This window comes from Luteibacter sp. dw_328, from assembly GCF_018449605.1.
Classification (GTDB): domain Bacteria; phylum Pseudomonadota; class Gammaproteobacteria; order Xanthomonadales; family Rhodanobacteraceae; genus Luteibacter.
Map to the genome: position 1 here is coordinate 493,116 of NZ_JAAVUW010000001.1, position 19,243 is coordinate 512,358.

20 protein-coding genes are annotated in these 19,243 nt (G+C 63.1%); 11 read left to right on the top strand and 9 right to left on the bottom strand.

Translation table 11 applies throughout. From position 1 onward, the window contains the following. Positions 1 to 75: 75 nt before the first annotated feature. The 3 genes from HB634_RS02280 to HB634_RS02290 form a co-directional block, all read right to left on the bottom strand. Positions 76 to 771 (bottom strand): dienelactone hydrolase family protein, encoded by a 696-nt coding sequence (locus HB634_RS02280; protein WP_213947358.1) that lies wholly within the window; start codon positions 769 to 771, stop codon positions 76 to 78. Between the two features lie 244 nt (positions 772 to 1,015). After that, a complete protein-coding gene (katG, locus tag HB634_RS02285; protein WP_213947359.1) occupies positions 1,016 to 3,283 on the bottom strand; it encodes a catalase/peroxidase HPI in 2,268 nt (755 codons plus the stop codon). 179 nt (positions 3,284 to 3,462) lie between these two features. Then, a complete protein-coding gene (locus HB634_RS02290) occupies positions 3,463 to 4,236 on the bottom strand; it encodes an SDR family NAD(P)-dependent oxidoreductase (RefSeq protein ID WP_213947360.1) in 774 nt (257 codons plus the stop codon). Between the two features lie 99 nt (positions 4,237 to 4,335). Between HB634_RS02290 and gcvA the strand changes: the two genes are divergently transcribed. Continuing rightward, positions 4,336 to 5,271: a transcriptional regulator GcvA gene (gene gcvA, locus HB634_RS02295; protein ID WP_213947361.1), complete on the top strand. Its 936-nt coding sequence runs from the start codon at positions 4,336 to 4,338 to the stop codon at positions 5,269 to 5,271. Here gcvA and rlmF read toward each other — a convergent pair. Continuing rightward, positions 5,265 to 6,248, bottom strand: coding sequence for a 23S rRNA (adenine(1618)-N(6))-methyltransferase RlmF (gene rlmF, locus HB634_RS02300; RefSeq protein WP_063573872.1), 984 nt, complete (start codon positions 6,246 to 6,248; stop codon positions 5,265 to 5,267). The genes gcvA and rlmF overlap by 7 nt on opposite strands. Positions 6,249 to 6,342: 94 nt before the next feature. Between rlmF and HB634_RS02305 the strand changes: the two genes are divergently transcribed. Next, positions 6,343 to 6,864: a hypothetical protein gene (locus tag HB634_RS02305; RefSeq protein WP_213947362.1), complete on the top strand. Its 522-nt coding sequence runs from the start codon at positions 6,343 to 6,345 to the stop codon at positions 6,862 to 6,864. A gap of 204 nt (positions 6,865 to 7,068) precedes the next feature. Continuing rightward, positions 7,069 to 7,368, top strand: a complete 300-nt coding sequence (locus HB634_RS02310) for a hypothetical protein (RefSeq protein WP_063573139.1) — start codon at positions 7,069 to 7,071, stop codon at positions 7,366 to 7,368. Here HB634_RS02310 and HB634_RS02315 read toward each other — a convergent pair. From HB634_RS02315 to HB634_RS02325, 3 genes are all read right to left on the bottom strand, one after another. Beyond that, a complete protein-coding gene (locus tag HB634_RS02315) occupies positions 7,361 to 9,478 on the bottom strand; it encodes a TonB-dependent siderophore receptor (RefSeq protein WP_213947363.1) in 2,118 nt (705 codons plus the stop codon). The genes HB634_RS02310 and HB634_RS02315 overlap by 8 nt on opposite strands. A 129-nt stretch (positions 9,479 to 9,607) precedes the next feature. Then, complete coding sequence (locus HB634_RS02320) at positions 9,608 to 9,991, bottom strand: VOC family protein (RefSeq protein ID WP_063573140.1); 384 nt, start codon at positions 9,989 to 9,991, stop codon at positions 9,608 to 9,610. Between the two features lie 45 nt (positions 9,992 to 10,036). Next, on the bottom strand, positions 10,037 to 10,834 hold the full coding sequence (locus tag HB634_RS02325) for a hypothetical protein (RefSeq protein WP_213947364.1): 798 nt from the start codon (positions 10,832 to 10,834) through the stop codon (positions 10,037 to 10,039). A 211-nt stretch (positions 10,835 to 11,045) separates the two neighbouring features. On the opposite strand from HB634_RS02325, the gene HB634_RS02330 reads away from it, so the two are divergent. The 6 genes from HB634_RS02330 to HB634_RS02355 all read left to right on the top strand — a co-directional run bounded on the left by HB634_RS02330 (position 11,046) and on the right by HB634_RS02355 (position 14,658). Further along, positions 11,046 to 11,402, top strand: a complete 357-nt coding sequence (locus HB634_RS02330; protein ID WP_213947365.1) for a DUF6249 domain-containing protein — start codon at positions 11,046 to 11,048, stop codon at positions 11,400 to 11,402. Positions 11,403 to 11,415: 13 nt separating this feature from the next. Then, the gene (locus HB634_RS02335) at positions 11,416 to 11,955 is read left to right on the top strand and encodes a sigma-70 family RNA polymerase sigma factor (RefSeq protein ID WP_213947366.1); all 540 of its coding nucleotides are present in this window, start codon (positions 11,416 to 11,418) and stop codon (positions 11,953 to 11,955) included. Further along, complete coding sequence (locus HB634_RS02340; RefSeq protein WP_213947367.1) at positions 11,952 to 12,275, top strand: hypothetical protein; 324 nt, start codon at positions 11,952 to 11,954, stop codon at positions 12,273 to 12,275. Before HB634_RS02335 ends, HB634_RS02340 begins: the two co-directional genes overlap by 4 nt. 147 nt (positions 12,276 to 12,422) lie before the next feature. Then, complete coding sequence (locus tag HB634_RS02345) at positions 12,423 to 13,202, top strand: methyltransferase (protein WP_255548320.1); 780 nt, start codon at positions 12,423 to 12,425, stop codon at positions 13,200 to 13,202. A gap of 10 nt (positions 13,203 to 13,212) precedes the next feature. Then, on the top strand, positions 13,213 to 13,602 hold the full coding sequence (locus HB634_RS02350) for a cupin domain-containing protein (RefSeq protein WP_197478481.1): 390 nt from the start codon (positions 13,213 to 13,215) through the stop codon (positions 13,600 to 13,602). 96 nt (positions 13,603 to 13,698) lie between these two features. Then, positions 13,699 to 14,658 (top strand): MBL fold metallo-hydrolase, encoded by a 960-nt coding sequence (locus HB634_RS02355; protein WP_213947368.1) that lies wholly within the window; start codon positions 13,699 to 13,701, stop codon positions 14,656 to 14,658. Here the strand turns inward: HB634_RS02355 and HB634_RS02360 are convergent. Next, positions 14,651 to 15,619: a pyridoxamine 5'-phosphate oxidase family protein gene (locus tag HB634_RS02360; RefSeq protein WP_213947369.1), complete on the bottom strand. Its 969-nt coding sequence runs from the start codon at positions 15,617 to 15,619 to the stop codon at positions 14,651 to 14,653. The genes HB634_RS02355 and HB634_RS02360 overlap by 8 nt on opposite strands. A gap of 117 nt (positions 15,620 to 15,736) precedes the next feature. Here HB634_RS02360 and HB634_RS02365 point away from each other — a divergent pair, with 117 nt between their 5' ends. Continuing rightward, positions 15,737 to 16,660, top strand: coding sequence for a LysR family transcriptional regulator (locus HB634_RS02365; RefSeq protein WP_255548321.1), 924 nt, complete (start codon positions 15,737 to 15,739; stop codon positions 16,658 to 16,660). Between the two features lie 62 nt (positions 16,661 to 16,722). Continuing rightward, positions 16,723 to 17,337: an AraC family transcriptional regulator gene (locus HB634_RS02370; protein WP_213947370.1), complete on the top strand. Its 615-nt coding sequence runs from the start codon at positions 16,723 to 16,725 to the stop codon at positions 17,335 to 17,337. Here HB634_RS02370 and HB634_RS02375 read toward each other — a convergent pair. Then, the gene (locus HB634_RS02375; RefSeq protein ID WP_213947371.1) at positions 17,334 to 19,160 is read right to left on the bottom strand and encodes an MOSC and FAD-binding oxidoreductase domain-containing protein; all 1,827 of its coding nucleotides are present in this window, start codon (positions 19,158 to 19,160) and stop codon (positions 17,334 to 17,336) included. The two genes, HB634_RS02370 and HB634_RS02375, sit on opposite strands and share 4 nt — an antisense overlap. Between the last annotated feature and the right edge of the window lie 83 nt (positions 19,161 to 19,243).

Consider the following 19,243-nt stretch of genomic DNA (forward strand, 5'->3'; position numbering starts at 1 on the left):
GATTTGTCGGCGATTTTGTCGGCGATCTGGGGTTCGCCGATGAATCGGCTCCTACAGGGAAGCGCGGGGGTTGCCTCAGGCGAGCTTTTCTTTCAGGAAGGCCCAGGTCCGATCGTTGGCCAGCTTGGCGGCGGCCGCGTCGTAGTGAGCGCCGCCATGGCGCGAGAACGCGTGGTTGCAGCCGGGGTAGCTGTAGATGGTGACGTTGGGTTTGCCGGCGAGTGCCTTCTTGATATCCGCCTGCGCGGTTTTCGAGATGTACTCGTCTTCCTCGGCGAGATGCATGATGAAGGGCGCGGTGATCGAACCCGCCTCGTTGAGATAGCTTTCCGTGTCGCCGCCGTGAAAGGCGACAGCAGCGTCGACCTTGCTTCGTGCGGCGGTCAGGAAGGTCATCAGGCCGCCGAGGCAGTAACCCATCACGGCAACCTTGCCGGTCGCGCCCTTGAGTTTGCCGGCGGCCGCGATGGTGGCGATCACGTCGGCTACGCCTTCGTCGCGGTTGTAGGCCATGTACAGCGCCAGTCCGGCTTTCCAGTCAGCCTCGGACGTGACACTCAGATCGACGCCCGGCTGCTGACGCCAGAACAGGTCCGGTGCCACGGCAAGGAAGCCCTGGGCGGCGAGGGCGTCGCAGGTCTGGCGAACGTCCTCGTTGACGCCGAAGACTTCGTGAAGCACGACCACCGACGGCGCCTTTTCTGCCTCGGGATAGGAAACGTACGCTCCGAAGTCGCCTGCGTCCGACGTGATCGTGATGTATTCGTGCATGCGGTTATTCCTCTGATGATTCGCCACGTACCATCCGTCGGGGTTGACAGGATGGCTTGTCGAAAGCGAGCAGCATTTGTTCCTGCCGACGGTGGAAAGGTTGCCAGGCGTCGAACAGGCCATGTGGGAGCCGCTTCAGCGGCGATAGCCAGGTCGCCGTACCCCATCGCCGGCATAGCCGGCTCCCACAAAAAAGCCCGCCCGGGTACGAGACCGGGGCGGGCGCTTCTAACTTACGGCGTCGTTACTTCTTCAGATCGTAACGATCCAGATTCATCACCTTCGTCCATGCCGCGACGAAGTCCTTGACGAACTTCTCGTTGGCATCCGCGCTACCGTACACCTCGGCGTGGGCACGCAGCACGGCGTGCGAACCGAAGACCAGGTCGACACTCGTGGCTGTCCACTTGCGGGTGCCCTTGCCGCGCTCGCTACCTTCGAACGTGTCGCGCGAGGTCTGCTTCCACTCCGTGCGCATGTCGAGCAGGTTGCGGAAGAAGTCGTTCGTCAGCTTGCCAGGACGATCGGTGAAGACGCCATGCGAGGCGCCTTCGACGTTCGCACCGAGCACACGAAGGCCGCCGATGAGCACGGTCATCTCCGACGCGGTAAGCGTCAACAGCTGCGCCTTATCGATCAGCAACGCCGTGGCGGGCACGCTGTACTTGCCCTTGAGGAAGTTGCGGAAGCCATCGGCGACCGGCTCGAGCGAACCGAACGACTCGACATCCGTCTGTTCCTGCGAGGCGTCGGTACGGCCGGGAGCAAAGGGAACCGCGACCGCTTGCCCGCCATCTTTCGCCGCCTGCTCGACGGCGGCGCTACCGGCCAGCACGATCAGGTCGGCAAGGGAGATCTTCTTGCCCCCCGTGCTGAACTCGGAGCGGATGCTTTCCAGCTTCGCCAGGACCTTCGACAACTGCGCGGGCTGATTGACCTTCCAATCCTTCTGCGGCGCCAGGCGGATGCGTGCACCGTTGGCGCCACCGCGTTTGTCCGACCCGCGGAAGGTGGATGCCGAAGCCCATGCCGTGGAGACGAGCTCTGCAATGGTGAGGCCTGACGCCAGGATCTTCGCCTTGAGTGAGGCAACGTCGCCGTCGGCGACCAGTGCATGGTCCACGGCGGGAATGGGATCCTGCCAGAGGAGCTCTTCCTTCGGTACTTCCGGGCCGAGATAGCGCGCACGCGGCCCCATGTCACGGTGGGTCAGCTTGTACCAGGCACGTGCGAAGGCGTCGGCAAACTGGTCTGGATGCTCGAGGAAGCGCCGTGAAATCTTTTCGTAGGCGGGATCGAGGCGGAGCGCCAGATCCGTTGTGAGCATGGTGGGGCGGTGTCGCTTCGAGGCATCGTAGGCGTCGGGAATGGTGTCCTTGGCGTCCTTGGCGACCCACTGGTTCGCACCCGCCGGGCTCTTGGTCAGTTCCCATTCGTGACCGAACAGGTTCTCGAAGAACTGGTTGCTCCACTTCGTCGGGGTCTGGGTCCATGTGACTTCCAGGCCGCTGGTGATCGTGTCGGCACCCTTGCCGCTGCCGTACGTGTTCTTCCAGCCAAAGCCCTGGTCTTCGAGACCACCGGTCTCCGGCTCATTCAACACGTGCTTGGCATCGCCCGCGCCATGCGTCTTGCCGAAGGTGTGGCCGCCGGCGATCAGGGCCACGGTCTCCTCGTCGTTCATGGCCATGCGGCCGAACGTCTCGCGGATGTCGATGGCCGATGCGATGGGATCGGGATTGCCTTCGGGACCTTCCGGATTGACGTAGATCAGGCCCATCTGCACCGCGGCCAGCGGGTTCTCGAGGAGGCGTCCGTCTTCGGTGCGATCCTCTTCGATACCGTGCAGCTCGGCCTCGGCCGTGATCACGCCTTCCTCGTGCGCGCCGGCGTCGTGCTCGTTGCCCTGGGTCTTGCCTTTGCCGTAGCGGTGGTCGCCGCCAAGCCACTCCGTTTCCGTACCCCAGTAGACGTCCTGGTCCGGTTCCCAGGTGTCTTCGCGGCCGCCGGCGAAGCCGAACGTCTTGAAGCCCATGCTTTCCAGGGCGACATTGCCGGTGAGGATGATGAGATCGGCCCAGGAGATGCTGCGGCCGTATTTCTGCTTGACCGGCCAGATCAGGCGACGTGCCTTATCCAGGCTGACGTTATCGGGCCAGCTGTTCAACGGGGCGAAGCGCTGCTGACCGCGGCCACCGCCGCCACGGCCATCGCCGATGCGATAGGTGCCGGCGCTATGCCAGGCCATGCGAATGAAGAGTCCACCATAGTGGCCGAAGTCGGCAGGCCACCAATCCTGCGAGTCGGTCATGACGGCCAGGAGATCTTTCTTCACTGCCGCCAGGTCGAGTTTCTTGAATGCCTCGGCGTAGTTGAAGTCCGGGTCCATCGGGTTGGATCGGGAAGAGTGCTGGTTGAGCAGATCCACGCGTAGCTGTTTGGGCCACCAATCCTTGTTCGTCGTACCGCCGCCGGCGGTGTGATTGAACGGGCACTTCGCTTCGTTCGTCATTCGCGCTTCTCCTGGGGTGGGCCGGCGCGAAGGGTCGCAATCCGGCATTGCCTATGAACGCATAGAGCCGACTATACGGGCAGGCCAGAGATTGCAGAAATTGATTGAAGTTATCGTGACAAAAGGCTGAGCCTATGGAAACCCCGCTTAAGATGAGGATTTGCAAGGGAACGCGTGGATCACGGTCGACCCGCCGTGACGCCACCATCGACGGGAAGTACGGTTCCGGTGATCCACGACGCGGCGTCGGACGCGAGGAAGAGCACGGCCTCGGCGACATCGCGTGGCTGTCCGTTACGGCCGAGTGGATGGAAAGCATTGAAGCCGGGCAGGGTCGCAGCGACTTCGTCGTCCGACATGAAGCTGTTGTAGACCGGCGTTTCCACGACGGCGGGCGCCACGGTATTGATGCGGATTTTTTCCGAGGCCAGTTCGATGGCGAGATTGCGGGTCAACGCATGCACCCCCGCATTCGCTGCCGAGTACGCGGCCGACGGCGTCGCGCCGATGGCCTGGATGGCCCAAAGCGAACCGATCTGCACGATGGCGCCACCCCCACGACGGATCATGGCCCGAGCGGCAGCCTGTGCCATGAAGAACTTGCCCTTCAGAATCGTATCCAGGAACCAGTCGTACTCGCCCGGTTCGACCTGCAGAAACGGTTTCGGGCGGAAGACACCGGCGTTGTTGACGAGGACGTCGACGCCCCCGAAAGCGCGCGTCGCTTCATCCACGAGCGTCTGGGCCGTGAGGGGGTCGGCGATATCACCGGCAACCGTCCGGACCCTTACCCGGGAAGGGTCGATCGCTGCGGCAGCGGCCTCCAGTTTGGCCTCGTCCCGGCCACCGATCACAACGGATGCGCCAGCGGCGAAGAGCTGCTTCGCGACCTCTTTGCCGATGCCGGAACTGCCGCCGGTGACGATGGCGACCTTGGAAGTGAAATCGTGCATGCCATTCTCCTGTAATGAGGGAGAATTCTGGGCGGAGTGGCGAGGTAGCCACAAAGCATTTAATGTGTGCTGACGAGAAACCTTTTCTTTAGCGTACCCATGGAATCGCTGGCCTACCTCAACGCGCTCAAGGCTTTCGAAGCCTCCGCACGGCATCGGAGTTTCTCCGCGGCAGGCGTTGAGCTCAACGTCACGGCGGCCGCCGTGGGGCAGCAGGTGCGCACGCTGGAGGCCTGGCTCGGCGTTCCACTATTTATCCGCGCGGCCACAGGCCCAGCGCGGTTGACGCCCACCGACGCCGCGATGCGCGCGCTCCCCGACATTCGCCTGGGATTCGACCATCTCATTACAGGCATCGGGCGACTTCGCGAAGCGGCCCATGGCACGGTCCTCACCGTCACCGTGAGCCCTGCATTTGCCGCGAAATGGTTGCTGCCACGGATCGATCGGTTCCAGAGCCGCCATCCTGGTGTGGACCTTCGTCTGGATACGAGCCAGCACCCGATCGACTTCGTCGCCAACGGCATCGATGTGGGCGTCCGTTATGGCGAGGGGCATTGGCCAGGTCTGGTGGCGATCAAGCTGATGGACGAAGACATCTTTCCCGTGTGTTCGCCCGCCCTGCGCGACCGGGTGCCCGAACTGCGAGTGGCGACAGACATCGCCAGATACACCTTGATTCACGACCTGACCATGGGCAGCAATCCCGCATTGCCCACCTGGCGGTCATGGCTGGATGCCGCGGGTCATCCGGAGATTTCAAGCGAGCACGGGCTGCGCATCAACAATTCTGCAGCGGTGCTGCAAGCCGCCGCCGAAGGGCAGGGTCTGGCGCTTGCCCGAAGTGTCATGGCCGCCGATGACCTCGCGGCCGGCCGGCTGGTCCGGCCCTTCGAAAACATGCCATGCCCGGTCGCGCTGTCGTACTACGTCGTCTATCGACCGGAGAGCGACGCGGCGACACACGTCACCGCGTTTCGGGATTGGCTACTCGACGAAGTGACGCGGGCTGCGCCGAGCCAGCGGACTCAGTAACCGCTTGCCCGCTTCTTTTCGCGCTCTTCGTTCCAGGCGCGGTGCGAGGCTTCATCCTGGAAGGTCCAGGCGACGAAGCGGCTCTGCTTGTTGCCCTGGGCCATGTTGACCGTGCGCACGTCGAGCGCCTTCGCGTGGGTGAGCGCGCGGTAGATCTCATTGAGGTGTTCGCTCCGCGCGACCAGCGTGGTGAACCAGAGCACCGTGCGCGAGTAACTCGTGCTTTCGGTGATCATCGTGCGGATGAAGCGTTCCTCACCGCCCTGGCACCACAGTTCGCGACCCTGGCCACCGAAGTTGAGGTTGGTGGTTCGCGGCGGCGCGTTCTTGTCCAGGTTGCGTGTCTTGCGGATGTTGCCTGCCGCGGCTTCGCGGGCGGAGGCATGGAACGGCGGGTTGCACATGCTGACGTCGAAGCGATCTTCGGGGCGTAGTAACTGCTCGAAGACGTGGATCGGGTTCTCCTGGCGACGCAGGAAGATCCCGTCTCCTAGGCCCGGGTTACCATCGACAATGCCTTTGGCGGCACGCAGCGCGTGTGTGTCCACTTCGGAGGCGGTAAACCGCCAACCATATTCGCGGTTGCCGATGAGCGGGTAGATCAGGTTCGCACCCGTACCGATGTCCAGCGCACGAACGCCGGCCCCGGTGGGAATCTGACCCCCGTTGGAACTGGCCAGCAGATCCGCCACGCCGTGCACGTAGTCGGCGCGGCCCGGGATGGGTGGCACCAGATAGTCCGGTGGGATGTCCCAATGAGCGATGCCGTACTGGGACTTCAACAGCGCCCGGTTCAGCGCCCGAACGGCGTGTGGATCCGAGAAATCGATGCTGTCCTCACCGTGGCCGTTGTCGCCGACATAGGCCGCGAGCAAGGGCAATTGCCGCGAGAGCTCGGCAAAGTCATAGCGCCCGGTGTGGCGATTGCGTGGGTGCAGGGACGTCACCGCAGGGGCGGCGGACTTGGGTTTCTTCATCGCGAGGGGCCAGTTGGACGGTGGGGCAGCCCTATTGTCGCAGATGCGCCGCCATGTTCCGTGGCAACATGGTTTTCTTTGCAAGGCCGACCCCATGGATGCCAAAACGGCGTGGCCCGACCGCGTGACCATCGACGGGACGGTCTTCAAGGCGCGTGTGGATGCCAGGGACGGCCTGGTGAGCCTCCCCTGCGCCTCGGAGCCCCAGGTGTCCGTTGGCGACGTGATCACCCAGACGGTGGGCCGCCGCGAGAATTCGCTCGAGGTGCTCGAGGTCGATTTCCAGCTGAATGGCTCGCTCGGCATTGGCACCGTCCACCGCCACCTGTTGGTGCTGACCGTCGAGCCCACGACCTCGCAGGCGCATACGCAGCAGCCAGGTGCGGCTGCCACGGCGCCCACCGCAAAGGTCGTTCCACGCAGAGCAGCGCCGGCCCCGGTTGCCCAGGCGGCGCCTGTGAGCACGTTGAAGCTTGCCGAGTTGGTCGAACGGGTATCGCGAGGGAGTGACAGCGAGGCTAAGGCGATGCTCGTCGCGTTACTGGACAACCCATCGGTATCGGCCATCGTGGGCCCGGTGGACGCATTGGGGATGCGCGCGAAGCTGCGCCCCTGAGGCAGCGCCGCTTCGGTGGGTAAGCCAATTCACGCCGACCGCCGTCCAGATGGGATACGGCGGTGTACCGAGTCGCCGTCGACGCCTTCCGGCATCTCGCCGAGGGCCTTCTGCAAGCGCGATAACTATGGCTCTTGGTAGATAGCCACGGTAACCGGTGCGGGCTTAAAGTCGGACTTCCCCGCCGCGCCACGGAGACTCCGCATGGTTACGTATTCGGTCCGCTGCACGGACCAGAGCGCGCACGATTGCTTCAAGACCGTCGAGGTGGATATCGGCATTCCCGACCTGACGCCCGATCAACTGGCCAGCATCTTCGATGGCGGTCGCGCCACCGTGGCGTCGCATCAGTTGGAGAGGGCTGATGAAACCTATCGACGCCAGGGTGAGGGCCCTGGCGTCGACAAGACGCACTACGTGAAAGTCGAACTTGACTCCACGACGTGCGCGGCCTGCCTCAAGGACCGAAGTACCGAAATCCCTGAGTTCGTGCCGGTTAAATAGCCACGCGGAACTGCACGTAGGTCGTGCGTGGCGCGCCGACCATGCGTCCGGCGTTGCCGTCGACATTGCGCGTATAGAAACGCTTGTCGGCCAGGTTGTTCACGCCGGCATCGATGCTGCTGCCTTTCCATGCCGGAATCTGCCAGCTCACCTGCGCATTCCACAGGCGGAAGCCCGGGATACGACCGACGCGCGCATCCGGCGTCTCCAGGACGGTGTTGGCCGTATCGGCGAACTGACCGCTCTGGTGAGTGCTGGACAGGTTGAAGGTCCATAGACCTACCTGGTACTTCGCGCCCGCGGTGTCGGTGCGACGGGAGTAGAACGGTACATCGAGGCCTGCGGTGGTGCCCGATTCCTGGATCGCCTTCGTATAGGTGAAGTTCGCGTACAGGTCGAGACCGTGCAGTGCCGACTGCTCCGCGAACTGATAGTCGATCGCCGACTCCAGGCCCTTGTGGTTGGTCGCACCGATGTTCTGGAAGGTCGGCGGCTGGACGCCCGGCACCTGCAGGATCTGGTTGTCGAAGCGCATCTTGAACACGGTCAGTTCCGCGTGCAGCTGCGGTCCCTGCCAGCGCGCACCGAGTTCGGCGGTGCGCGCGAGTTCCGGCTTCAACGGATTGGTCGCAGACTGCGAATTGAGCTGGATGTTCTGCACCGGACCGAATGACGTGCCGTAGTCGGTGAACAGCGTCAGGTCCCGCGTGAGCAGGTACGAGATGTTGAGCGACGGCAACGGTTTGTTGTTCAGGCTGCTGTACTGCTGGCCCAGCGTCGTGTCGACGCGGTCGGAATCGATGTGCTCGAAGCGGACGCCCGGCGTGATGCGCCACTTGCCGATGGCAATACGGTCGTCGATATAGGCTGCGTTGGCATCCGTGGAATTATCGAAGCGGGTGGGCGCGGTGAGCTTGCCGTTGGCCGTGCTGAGGTTGTAACTGCCGTCGTCGCCGCGCTCACGAAGGTAACGGTAGCCGACCGTCACGTCGTTGGTCGTCGGCCCTAGATCGAAGCGCTGGGTGTAGCGCGGCTCGATGCCAAAGACCTTGTAATTGCGTGGCTGCACGGCCAGCTGGGTGCCGGTCGCGTTGATAAGGGTGCTGCTGCGATAGCTCTCGTTATCGTAGACGCGCACCTCGACTTCGCTGTCGTCGGACAACGTGTTGATGTAGCCAACGTCCGCGGCCTTACGGTGGCCCGTCCAGAAGTCGGTAGGGCGTGTGTTCTGGAACGGGTCGGTATCGTACTGGGCAACGGTCAGGCCGCCGGGTGTGCGCGACTTCACGTCGTAGTAGGAGAGCTTGCCGTACACCTCGGCGGTCGGGCTCACCGGATAACGGAACTTCAGGGCAACGTCGTTGACCTTCTCATCGCTGCCGCGACGCCAGTCCGTGCCCGTCATGCCGGAGTAGAGCAGGGCGAGTCCCAGCCCGTTATTCATCGTGGCACCGAGGAAGGTGCTGTACTGCTGGTTGCTGCCGCCACCCTTGCCGTAGGCGTTCTCGCGAACGGTGACGTCACCGCTCAGGTCGGGCGTGGTGGGAATGGCGCGCGTATTGAAGTTGATGATGCCACCGACGTTTTGTGGCCCATAACGTACGGCGCCGCCACCGCGAACGACATCGATGGATTCGATGTTGTTCAAACTGACCGGCGCCACGGACAGCTGCGGCTGGCCGTAGGGCGCGAACGCCATGGGAATGCCGTCGAGCAGCACGGTGGAGCGAGGACTGTAGCGGCCGGTCAGGCCACGCACACCGATGCTGAGGGAGACCGCGCTGCCGGCCGAACCGGAATTATCGGTGGACTGGACGCCAGGGATGCGACGCATGACATCGCCGATGCTGGTCGCGCCGGTGCCGCTGATCTGCGTGCGGTCCAGCACGGTACGGGCGCCGGCAAAGGTCTTCACACTGTCCTGGAGACCCGTGCCCAGCCAGCTGCCAGCGACCTGGATGGAGTCCAGCGTGGCGGCGTCGTCCGCCACGGCGGGCTTGGCTTCCTGTGCCTGCACGGCGTACGGGCTGGCCGCGAGGGCCGCGGCGATGGACGCCGCGCTGAAGCGAAGGCGCAGGGCGGACGCCCGGCGGGAGTGAGACGAAAGCATGCTGAGCCCTTGGTTTTCGATGGCAGCCAGACCCCACCTCGAAAGGCGGGGTCAGTGTGTGCCAATCAGATGCGAATAGGTTGCATTTGCAATGGGGCGGGAGTCTAGCATGCTGTTCGACATCTGAAACTAGGGGGCGTGGAACGCTGCCTCGATGTTGTGGCCGTCCGGATCGAGGATGAAGCCGCCGTAGTAGCCGGCGCTGTAATGCGTGCGGGGGCCCGGAGGGCCATTGTCCCGACCACCCGCGTCCAGCGCGGCTTCGTGGAAGGCGCGGACGTCGTGCTGCGTCGTGACGCGGAAGGCCACGTGCACCGGTGGCTGATTCGGCTCGCCCCGGTAAATCCAGAAGTCGGCCTTGCCATTTTCGCCAAAGCCGGCGACATCCGTACGCCCGGTGACGGATGCGGGAATTTCCAGAAGCAGCTCATAACCGATGGCTTTGAGCGTAGCCAGGTAGAACGCCTTGCTTCGCTCGAAGTCGCGAACGTAAATGCCGATGTGGTCGATCATGGTTGAGCCTGGACGGGTGGCTAAGGTCGTTGCAGCTTAGCGCCGTCAGCGCTTCATCGGGAACTGCAGGTTGACCCCCGCGAAGACCTGGAACTGCGGCTGCCCCGCGCCGCTGCGTGACACGGTCCATTGGGGTTCGAGGAAAATATTCAGCGTCGTGCCGCTCTCGAGCAGTTTGACCTTGCCCAGGCCGAAGCCAACGGGGATGGCGTAGTTGCCGCGCCGCAGGTCGAAGTCCCAGGTCGCCGTCGATCTCAGGTACCAGCCTTTGGGAAGGTTGTAGAGAATCAGGGGTTGGAAAGCGAGACTGTTCTGGTCGAGGCGTCGGTTGGACCCTGCGAACGATTGCTGCCATGTCACCAGCGTTCCCAGCAGGCCCCATTTCTGCGGCGCGATGACGATCGCCGCCAGACCGCCCTGCCATTTGCCGGTGCCGGTTTCGTCCTTGCTTGCCGTCGGTGCCGTGATCTGGGGCCCTATCGCCACCTCGGTGTTACCGACCTTGAAGGGAAACAGGTCGATCAGGTTCAGGTCGCCGATCGACGTGGTCGTTCCTGTCTGTGTGGGAGCAGTTGCGACAGGCAGCGTGTAGCGAAAGAGTTGCGGTGTGCCAAAAGCCGCATTCGGGATGACGCCGCGGAACAGGAAGGCGTTGGTGTAATCGTTGCTGTCGTAGAGCTGCGGCGCCCATTGGTCTTGGAAACTGACCGTTATCTTGGGCGTCAGCGGATTGTTCGCTTCGTTCGCCTCGCTGGATGGCGGTGCTGCCTGGGCGAATGCCAGGGGCGTCATCGCAAGGGCGACGATGATGCCGCTGATGACGCCCTTGAATGCTTTTGCCATGATTGCCGCTCCATGAGTGTCATGCCTATCTACGCATGCAGGGGCGGCTGTCGCGTCGGGAAAATGCATGAGGGGGCGTGCGTAGAACTACCTAGGCACCCCGGGTAACCTCGGATCAAAACATTCCTTGGGCCGATGCATCCAAAACCTGGCTTGCCTGTATCTAACTGGTACATGGCTACTCCAGCCATCCAACGAGACAGGATTACTTATGGACGGTATCTACATTCCCATCATCGGCTTCCTCAGCATCGCGGCCATGTTCATCACCTTTTCGGTGCTGAACAGCTGGACCCAGTTCGAGGTGCAACGGACCCTACGGACCGCCATCGAGAAGGGGGCGCCGTTGACCTCGGAGCTGGTCGCGCAAATGGCGACCAACAAGTCCTCGCGCAAGACCGACATGCGTCGCGGCATCATCATCATGTCGATTGGTGTGGCGGCCTTAGTCGCCGGCCCGATCACGGGAATGGTGCAGGAGTTCACCACGGTCGCGGTGTTCCCGATCTTCGTGGGGCTTGGCTTCCTGCTGGTGTGGAAGCTGGAGCGAGGACAAGGCTCCCTCTGAGGAGCCCGCACCGGTGTTGACGCCAAAGACGGATAGCGAGTTGATCTCCCGATTCCTTGCGGGAGACCAGCGGGCGTTTGCCGATCTGGTACGGCGGTACCAGTCGCCCATTCGCCAGTTCCTGAGGCGTTTGTCAGCCGGCGATCATGCCCTGGCCGACGATATCGCACAGGAGACCTTCCTCAAGATGTTCACCAGCCTGGTGTCGTTCCGGGGCGAGGCCGGGATATCGACCTGGCTTCATACCATCGCCTACCGGACCTTCCTCCGTTACGTAGCCAACCGTTCCCGCCTCGAATTCGTCGGTGATGACAGCATGCCCGAAGCGATATCGCCCGCGCCGACCGTCATGTCAGACATCCTCGTGGAGCAACTCATGAAGCACCTGAGCCTCGACGAGCGCCTGATGGTGACCTTGTCCGTTTCCGGCGGCATGAGTCACGCGGAGATTGCCGAGGTCACGCAGGCCCCGTTGGGTACCATCAAATCGCACATCAACCGCGCGAAGAAGAAGCTCGCACGACTGTTAGGATCCGAGGAGGAATGCATATGACCGGCCTGCCACCGCTGGAAGAGCTGCTTGCCTATGATCGACATCTGGAGGGCGAGGCCTTTATCCGTCTGGTCATGGGCCAGGCCGTGCGCCGTAGCCATCGTCGTCGCCGCGGCTGGATTCTCGTTGGCTCGGCGGTTCTCGCACTGGCCGTCGTGATAGGTATCAAACCCGATAACTTCACGATGTTTGCGGACCTTCACCTCCCGCTTGAACGGGTAGGCGACCTCGCCGCTGCGATACCCGCGGGCGGGCTGATCGTGGTCTTGCTGATCACGGCCCTCGTGGTCGGTGCCAGCAAGACCGCCGACAGCATCTGAGATTCGGCGGTGTAATTTTTCATGATGCAGGCCGGTCTACCTGAGCGCACCATGACGGTTGGGGCGATGGCTGCGGCGCTTCCGCGAAAGGACTAACCTCGGCATCGCTCCAACCCTGATTCCACTGACCCAACAGGAAGCCCAGGTATGAAATCAGCCTTTTACGTCGCGGCGACCGCCGCCGCCTTGCTCTCGGTAGCCGCTGTCGCGAAGACGCCACCGCCTGCCACCGCCCCTTCCATCGCCGCCGCCATCGCCAATACCCATCGGCCCGAGAAGGACACCCAGCAGGATGCCGTGCGTCGCCCTGCGGACCTGGTTGCGTTCTCCCGGGTGAAACCCGGGGATGTCGTCATGGACGTATGGCCGGGCGCTGGCTACTGGACCCGGCTGTTCTCGCCGGTCGTGGGCAGCAAGGGCAAGGTATATGCCTACGTTCCCGCTGAGATCGCGGGCTTCAAGTCGGATCCCGTCGCGGTGGCAAAAGCGCTAGCCGCCGAACCCGGACGCGGGAATGTGGAAGCCATCTCGGATCCGATCGCCCAGCAGCCGGCGCCCTCCGCCTTCAATACATTCGATGTCATCTGGACCTTCGAGAACTATCACGACCTCCACGACAGCTTCATGAACGGAGCGAGCGTGGATGGATTCAACCAGGCCGTGTTCAAGCTCCTGAAGCCGGGTGGTTATTTCGTGGTCGTCGACCACGCCGCTGCGCCGGGCGCGGGCCTGAAGAACACGGAAGACCTGCACCGGATCGACCCGGCGACGGTCAAGGCCGAAGTCGAGAAGGCCGGCTTCGTGCTCGATGCCGAGGCGACGCTGCTCGCCAATCCGGCAGACGATCACACGCTCAAGATTTTCGATCCCGCGATCAAGGGCAAGACCGACCGCTTCATGCTGCGCTTCAAGAAGCCGGCACAGTAAGGAGAGTGTCATGCATCGATTTAAATCAACAATGTGCGGCCTGGTTGCCATCGCGGCGCTTCTTGTGGGCACCTCCGTACAGGCCGATAAGCGCACGCAGCTGTCACAGCACGACCTGAGCATTCCAGGATGGGAGGAAGTCCAGGCGCGGGTCGACCTCGACCCCGGCCATATCGCCGCGAAACACCGTCACCCTGGCGAGGAGATCATCTACGTCGTCGAGGGAACGATCGAGTACGACCTGGAAGGCAAGCCGCCGGTGACGCTGAAAGCCGGCGACGTCCTGTTCGTCCCCAAGGGCGTCGTGCACAGTGCAAAGAATGTGGGCACGACGAATGCCGCCGAGATCGGTACGTACATCGTGCCGAAGGGCCAGCCGCTCCTGGAATGGGTGAAGTAAACGAACCCGGCCGGATTCAACAAGAATTCGGCCGGACACGGGCGCTGAATAGGAGGACCGCGACGGCCGCCTCGTCGCCATCAGGGAGACAGCGACATGAAACGCAGTCGGCTCCAGAACGTTCTTCTCGACGTTGCCGTGACGCTGGCCGCGGTCGGCGGTGCCACCGTCGGCATGGCCCGGGCAGAGGGTCCCACCAAGCCGGTCAGTCCGGTCATCATGATCAACAAGGCTGCCGCCACGACGCCGATCGACACCACGCTCTTGCGCGGCCCGCTCAGCATGCTTTCGGGCTCCGGCGGAAACATCACCGTCCTGACGGGCAAGCAGGGCAAACTGATGGTAGATGCCGGCATCGCGGTATCCCGGCCACGTGTCGAGGCCGCGCTGGCGGCGATCAGCAACGCGCCCATCAAATACCTGATCAATACCCACTATCACTGGGATCACACTGACGGGAACCCCTGGGTTCGCGACGACGGCGCGACGATCATCGCAACGGCAGGCACGGTGAAGCGCGTCTCGAGGTCCATACGCGTCGACGACTGGGACTTCACCTTCCCGGCGCTTCCGGCCCGGGCGATCCCTACCGAGGTGCTAACGGCCAACAAGACCTATCACTTCGACGGCCAGACCGTGGAGGTCGTGTTGGTCGATCCCGCCCATACGGATACCGACCTGTATGTCGTCTTCAAGGAGGCCAACGTGGCCTCGCTCGGCGATCTCTTCTGGAACGGCGTGTATCCCTTCATCGACAACGAGAACGGCGGCGGTATCGACGGCATGATCAAGGCCGACGATGCCGTGCTCGCCCGGTTGAAAGACGATGTCGTTCTTGTCCCGGGCCACGGCCCCGTCGGCAACAAGAAGCAGTTCCGCGAGTTTCGCGACATGCTTGCCGGCGTTCGCGACAAGGTGTCCGCGCTGAAGAAGCAGGGAAAGTCGCGTGACGAAGTGGTCGCGGCAAAGCCGACCGCGCCGTATGACGCGGTTTACGGGCACTTCGTGATCGATCCGGATTTCTTTACCCGTATCGTCTACGACGGGCTCAGGTAGCTTCCCAGGTACCCATGTCGAGCGAGTCCGGCGACCATCCGTCTTCAAACAGCATCCACCGTTGCCGCAGTGCGCTGCGGCGACGGACGATGCGCCTGGGAACGAACTGCCAGAATTGCTCAGCCTCGGCGAAGGACGCCGTGCCGTGGGAACCCAGAAGAACATCTCCCGTCATCTGGAGTACGTCTCCGGTCCGGAAGTCGGCACACCATAATCCAGCCCGGGGATTGAGCAGGAAATTACCCAGCGTGTTGTAGAACGTGTTGCCTGGGAACTCCGGAACGGTAATGACCCCATTCGCCTCGACGCGCATGAACCCAGGAAGTCCCCCGCGGTGGGAAACATCGACCTGACGCTCACCGCCTTCGCGATCGACATAGGAAGCGACGAAGAACGTGTCGCCCGACGCGATCAGTGCGCGGGCCGGCTCGTCCAGAGCGGGCAGTTGTTCGGCGAACGCCGGCGGCCATTCGGCCTTTGACGAGGGGAATGAGGCGTCCCGTGCCTGGATGTACTTGGGACAGTTACCGAAACTCTGTTCGATCGCGAGCCTGAATACTCCGTGCGATTCACGTTCGATGTGACCGTTCAACCGAAGACGGCGTCGCATCGACAGGTCGATGCCGAGCATGCCGACCGCCTCACCCCCTTCAAGTCCCTCATCCGCGGGGTCGGCCGTGTCGCGTTCCGACGTGACGTCGAGCGCAAATGCCCCGTGCGCTGCCAGAAACCCCGGGCGCCCCTCGATCATCGTCGCCCAGACGTCACCGGACCGATCGACGCTGCCGATAACGGCATACGACAGCCGAGCATAGAACGCCTGTTGGACCGCGCTGAGGTTGTTTCGAAAGAGACGGACGTCCAGGCCAGCCAGGGCATCGTCCACGCCCGCGCGGTGCTGCATGGCACGCTCGCCCGCATGCCATGTCGAAGCGAGCTTCGCGCGGTTCGGGTCAGCCAAGGTGAGCTCCATGTCGGGGCAGGGCAGGCGGTACCTCTCAACAAGACCATAGCCGAGGTCGGGACGACACGCTTGTCGGGACCGGCTATTTTAGTCGTTTCGAGCCCGGGCACAGGTATGGATCGCTTCGAATCGATGTCTTTGCTTTTGAAAGTCGCCGAAACGGGAAGCTTGTCGGCCGCGTCGCGTGAACTGGATATACCGCTGGCGACGGTGAGTCGTCATCTCTCGGATCTCGAGACGCGGATCGGCGCCCAGATTCTGGTGCGTTCATCCCGGCGGACGACGCTGACCGCCGCCGGCGTGGCTTACGTCGCGTCTGTGCGCCGCATTCTCGAACAGCTCAAGGAAGCTGAGCTGACCGCGGCAGGGGCGTACAGCGAGCCCAAGGGCAGCCTGTTAATTACGGCTCCGATCGTCCTGGGACGCACGCATATGGCCCCGCTTATCGCCGAGTTTCTCCAGGCCTACCCGCAGATCGACATCCGCATGCATCTGTCGGACCAGATCCAGCCTCTGGTCGAGAAGCAGATCGATCTCGCCGTACGGATCGGCCCCCTGCCGGACAGCGGCCTCATCGCGGCCGAGGTCGGCGCCGTGCGTCGCGTGACGTGTGCCTCGCCGGGCTATCTCACGCGGCGAGGCACGCCGCAAACGCCGGGCGACCTCTTCAGCCATGACTGCGTCACCTTCGACAACCTTGCCGGTGCGGATGCCTGGCGTTTTCAGGAGGGGGCGGACAGCCGCGCCGTGCCTGTTCATTCCCGCCTGGTGGTGAACACGGCGGAGGCCGCACTTCGCGCGGCGGAGGACGGGGTCGGGCTGACGCGGTTGCTCTCGTATCAGGTGATCGAGCCAATGAAACAAGGACGCCTGTCGACGGTCTTGTCATCGTTCGAGCTGCCACCTTGGCCCGTGCATCTGGTTTACCTGGGACAACAACTATTGCCACGAAAGCTGGTTGCGTTCCTGGACTTCTCGCTTCCGCGTTTGCGCGCGCGGTTCGCTATGGAAGGATCGCTTTTTGACGCCTTCCAGTAAATGGAAGGCTGGTTCCTACGAGGCCGGATGGTTCCGTGGGAAGGGGGTCCCTAGAATGCGGCATGCGCAACGACTTGCTCGCCAGCCAGCTCCGCCGTCTGCTGCTCGCTTCCCGTGTATCGCTACCGGACGTGGAGCTGATGACGTTGCTGGAAATGTCGCGGAGCGACGACCCCATACTCCATGAATTGTCCCTGGCGCTGGCGACCCTTGCCGATGACGATCGCCCGGAAAGCGTGGCGACGTTCGAACACCTGATACACGCCATCCAGCTTCACCTCGGATGGAAGCAGGCCCGCTTGCAACCGGGAAAGCAGGGATGCACCGAGTGCCTGGCGTCCTGGCAAATCCGGCGAGCGACGGAACTCATGCACGCACGGCTTGGCGAAAAGATTCGTCTGGCGGACGTTGCCGAGGCGTGCGGGCTCTCGACGAGTTATTTCAGCCGGCTGTTCAAGAACACCACGGGCGTGACGACCCATCAGTGGCTCCTTGTACAGCGCGTAGAGCGTGCCAAGGTACTGCTGTCGACCACGCGCATGCCCATCGTCGAGATCGCCTTTGCCACGGGCTTCGCGGATCAGACCCATATGACACGCGTGTTCTCCAAACGGGTGCAGTCGAGCCCGCTGGTGTGGCGCCGGTTGAGTAGCCGCATGACCACGTTGCGCGCTTAGAGATCCAACTCCATGTCACCCGACGGTGCGCTGCAGCAGATCAGGATGCGTCCCGTCGCGGGAGGTTGAAGCGGCTCCGTGAAGTACGAGACGGTCCCGTCGATCATGGCCGTCTCACAGTTATGACAGACGCCCGAGCGGCAGGACCACCGGACCGGAACATCGCAGGCTTCCGCCAGGTCCAACAGGCTGGTGTATCGCCCGTTCCAATGCACGCTGAGGCCGCTTCGAACGAAGGTCACCAGCGCACCTTCCGTTGAGGGATTGTCCGGCGGGTGGGGTGCTCGAGGCGCGGTGGGGACGATCCCGGGACGGAGCGCTTCGACGCCGGCGAAGAGTTCCGAGGAGACGTTCGTATCCGGGAATCCTGCGGCGTGAAGGCTGGTCCGTGCTTCCTCCATGAATGCCATGGGACCGCAAAGATAGACATGGGCATCAACTGGGATAGCGAGCCGATCCAGCGTCGCCAGGGTGATCCGGCCTCGAACGTCATACTCGCGACCGATGCCGTCCGCTTCGCCAGGCTGACTGAATGCAATGAGGCGTATCGCGGGTCCGAGCTGTCGAAGCAAGCCGTCCACTTCGGCGGCGAATGCGTTCTCCTCGCCGCTGCGCGAACCATGAATCCAATAGATCTTCTTTGCGTAGGTTGTCGGATCGCCGGCCAGCTCGCGGAGCATCGCCAGCACAGGAGTGATGCCGATGCCTGCGCTCCAGAAGACCAGTGCATGGTGGTCGGGCCCGAGAACGAAGCTCCCGCGCGGTGCACTGATGCTCAGGCGGTCGCCTTCGTTGATGTGGCCATGCAGGTATTGGCTTCCCTCGCCACCCGCCCGTTTCACTGAGAAGCGATACCGGCCCGGCGTACTCGCGTCGGAAAGCGAATAGCTTCGTATGAGCGGCAATTGCGGGGGAGGCCGCGTCAATCTGACCACGATGAACTGGCCGCCGCGAGCCGGAGGCAGGGCGGGACCCTCGGCCGCTTCGAGTACGAAGGACTTGACCGAGGTACTTTCCGAAACGATCGCTCGCACCGTGACGTCGCGGAAGCCACGCCAGGCCGGTTCAGCGCTCGGCAATCCGGTCAGGCCAGCGTTGCCCGGGGCATGGGGGCCAGCGGCAAGCATCGATTCCAGCGACTCTCGCCAGCCCTTGCTGAGGGCGGGCACACGAATCGCGCGTTCCAGAGCGTCGCGCGGGTGGTCAGTCAGATAGAGCAGGGCGTCGATCTCCGCGACGCTCACGTCGCTGCCCGAGAGCTCTTTCATAATGACGTCGCCGGTGCCTATGAATCCCTCTTCAATCACGCGGCAGTAGAATCCGGGTCGCTTATGCGAGACCAGTAGCGAAGGCATTCGCGGCTCCTCCAGCCGAAGTCCCACGCGGTAACAGGTGACACGCGGCTGGGTGACTTCAAGCAGGGCTCCGCCCATGCGAAAGCGGTCACCGATGAAAACCTCACTATCGGCCAGGCCATCGACGGTGAGGTTCTCGCCAAACGAACCCCATGGCATGGGCGGTCTGCCGAAAAACGCCTCCCAGTGCCGATAGGACTCGACTTGATAAACCATGACGGCGCGGTGTTCCCCGCCATGCCCCTGGAGGTCGCCTTGCCCGTCGCCGTCGATATTGAGCCGGCGCGCCATGACCCGGCCCGTGACGGGCGCCTTCCACACACTGGTGTAGACGACCTGGCCTTGCCAGGAAACGTCCTTCGGCAAGCCGACATTCACGGAGACCAGCGTGGCCATGACCGTCACCTCGATGAGCGGACTTACATGACTTCCATAGTGCGTCGGGTTGAGGTTGTCATCAAGCCGCACTGTGCGAATCGTCAAAAAACACGCGAGCGAACAAGCCAGCCCCTGGAAGAGTCCGTAGGCTGATACGTGATGTTCACCTCGGA

Coding starts and splice junctions, on each gene's coding strand:
- HB634_RS02280 (WP_213947358.1), bottom strand. CDS start 771: ATGCACGAATACATCACGATCACGTCGGACGCAGGCGACTTCGGAGCG.
- katG (WP_213947359.1), bottom strand. CDS start 3,283: ATGACGAACGAAGCGAAGTGCCCGTTCAATCACACCGCCGGCGGCGGT.
- HB634_RS02290 (WP_213947360.1), bottom strand. CDS start 4,236: ATGCACGATTTCACTTCCAAGGTCGCCATCGTCACCGGCGGCAGTTCC.
- gcvA (WP_213947361.1), top strand. CDS start 4,336: ATGGAATCGCTGGCCTACCTCAACGCGCTCAAGGCTTTCGAAGCCTCC.
- rlmF (WP_063573872.1), bottom strand. CDS start 6,248: ATGAAGAAACCCAAGTCCGCCGCCCCTGCGGTGACGTCCCTGCACCCA.
- HB634_RS02305 (WP_213947362.1), top strand. CDS start 6,343: ATGGATGCCAAAACGGCGTGGCCCGACCGCGTGACCATCGACGGGACG.
- HB634_RS02310 (WP_063573139.1), top strand. CDS start 7,069: ATGGTTACGTATTCGGTCCGCTGCACGGACCAGAGCGCGCACGATTGC.
- HB634_RS02315 (WP_213947363.1), bottom strand. CDS start 9,478: ATGCTTTCGTCTCACTCCCGCCGGGCGTCCGCCCTGCGCCTTCGCTTC.
- HB634_RS02320 (WP_063573140.1), bottom strand. CDS start 9,991: ATGATCGACCACATCGGCATTTACGTTCGCGACTTCGAGCGAAGCAAG.
- HB634_RS02325 (WP_213947364.1), bottom strand. CDS start 10,834: ATGGCAAAAGCATTCAAGGGCGTCATCAGCGGCATCATCGTCGCCCTT.
- HB634_RS02330 (WP_213947365.1), top strand. CDS start 11,046: ATGGACGGTATCTACATTCCCATCATCGGCTTCCTCAGCATCGCGGCC.
- HB634_RS02340 (WP_213947367.1), top strand. CDS start 11,952: ATGACCGGCCTGCCACCGCTGGAAGAGCTGCTTGCCTATGATCGACAT.
- HB634_RS02345 (WP_255548320.1), top strand. CDS start 12,423: ATGAAATCAGCCTTTTACGTCGCGGCGACCGCCGCCGCCTTGCTCTCG.
- HB634_RS02350 (WP_197478481.1), top strand. CDS start 13,213: ATGCATCGATTTAAATCAACAATGTGCGGCCTGGTTGCCATCGCGGCG.
- HB634_RS02355 (WP_213947368.1), top strand. CDS start 13,699: ATGAAACGCAGTCGGCTCCAGAACGTTCTTCTCGACGTTGCCGTGACG.
- HB634_RS02365 (WP_255548321.1), top strand. CDS start 15,737: ATGGATCGCTTCGAATCGATGTCTTTGCTTTTGAAAGTCGCCGAAACG.
- HB634_RS02370 (WP_213947370.1), top strand. CDS start 16,723: ATGCGCAACGACTTGCTCGCCAGCCAGCTCCGCCGTCTGCTGCTCGCT.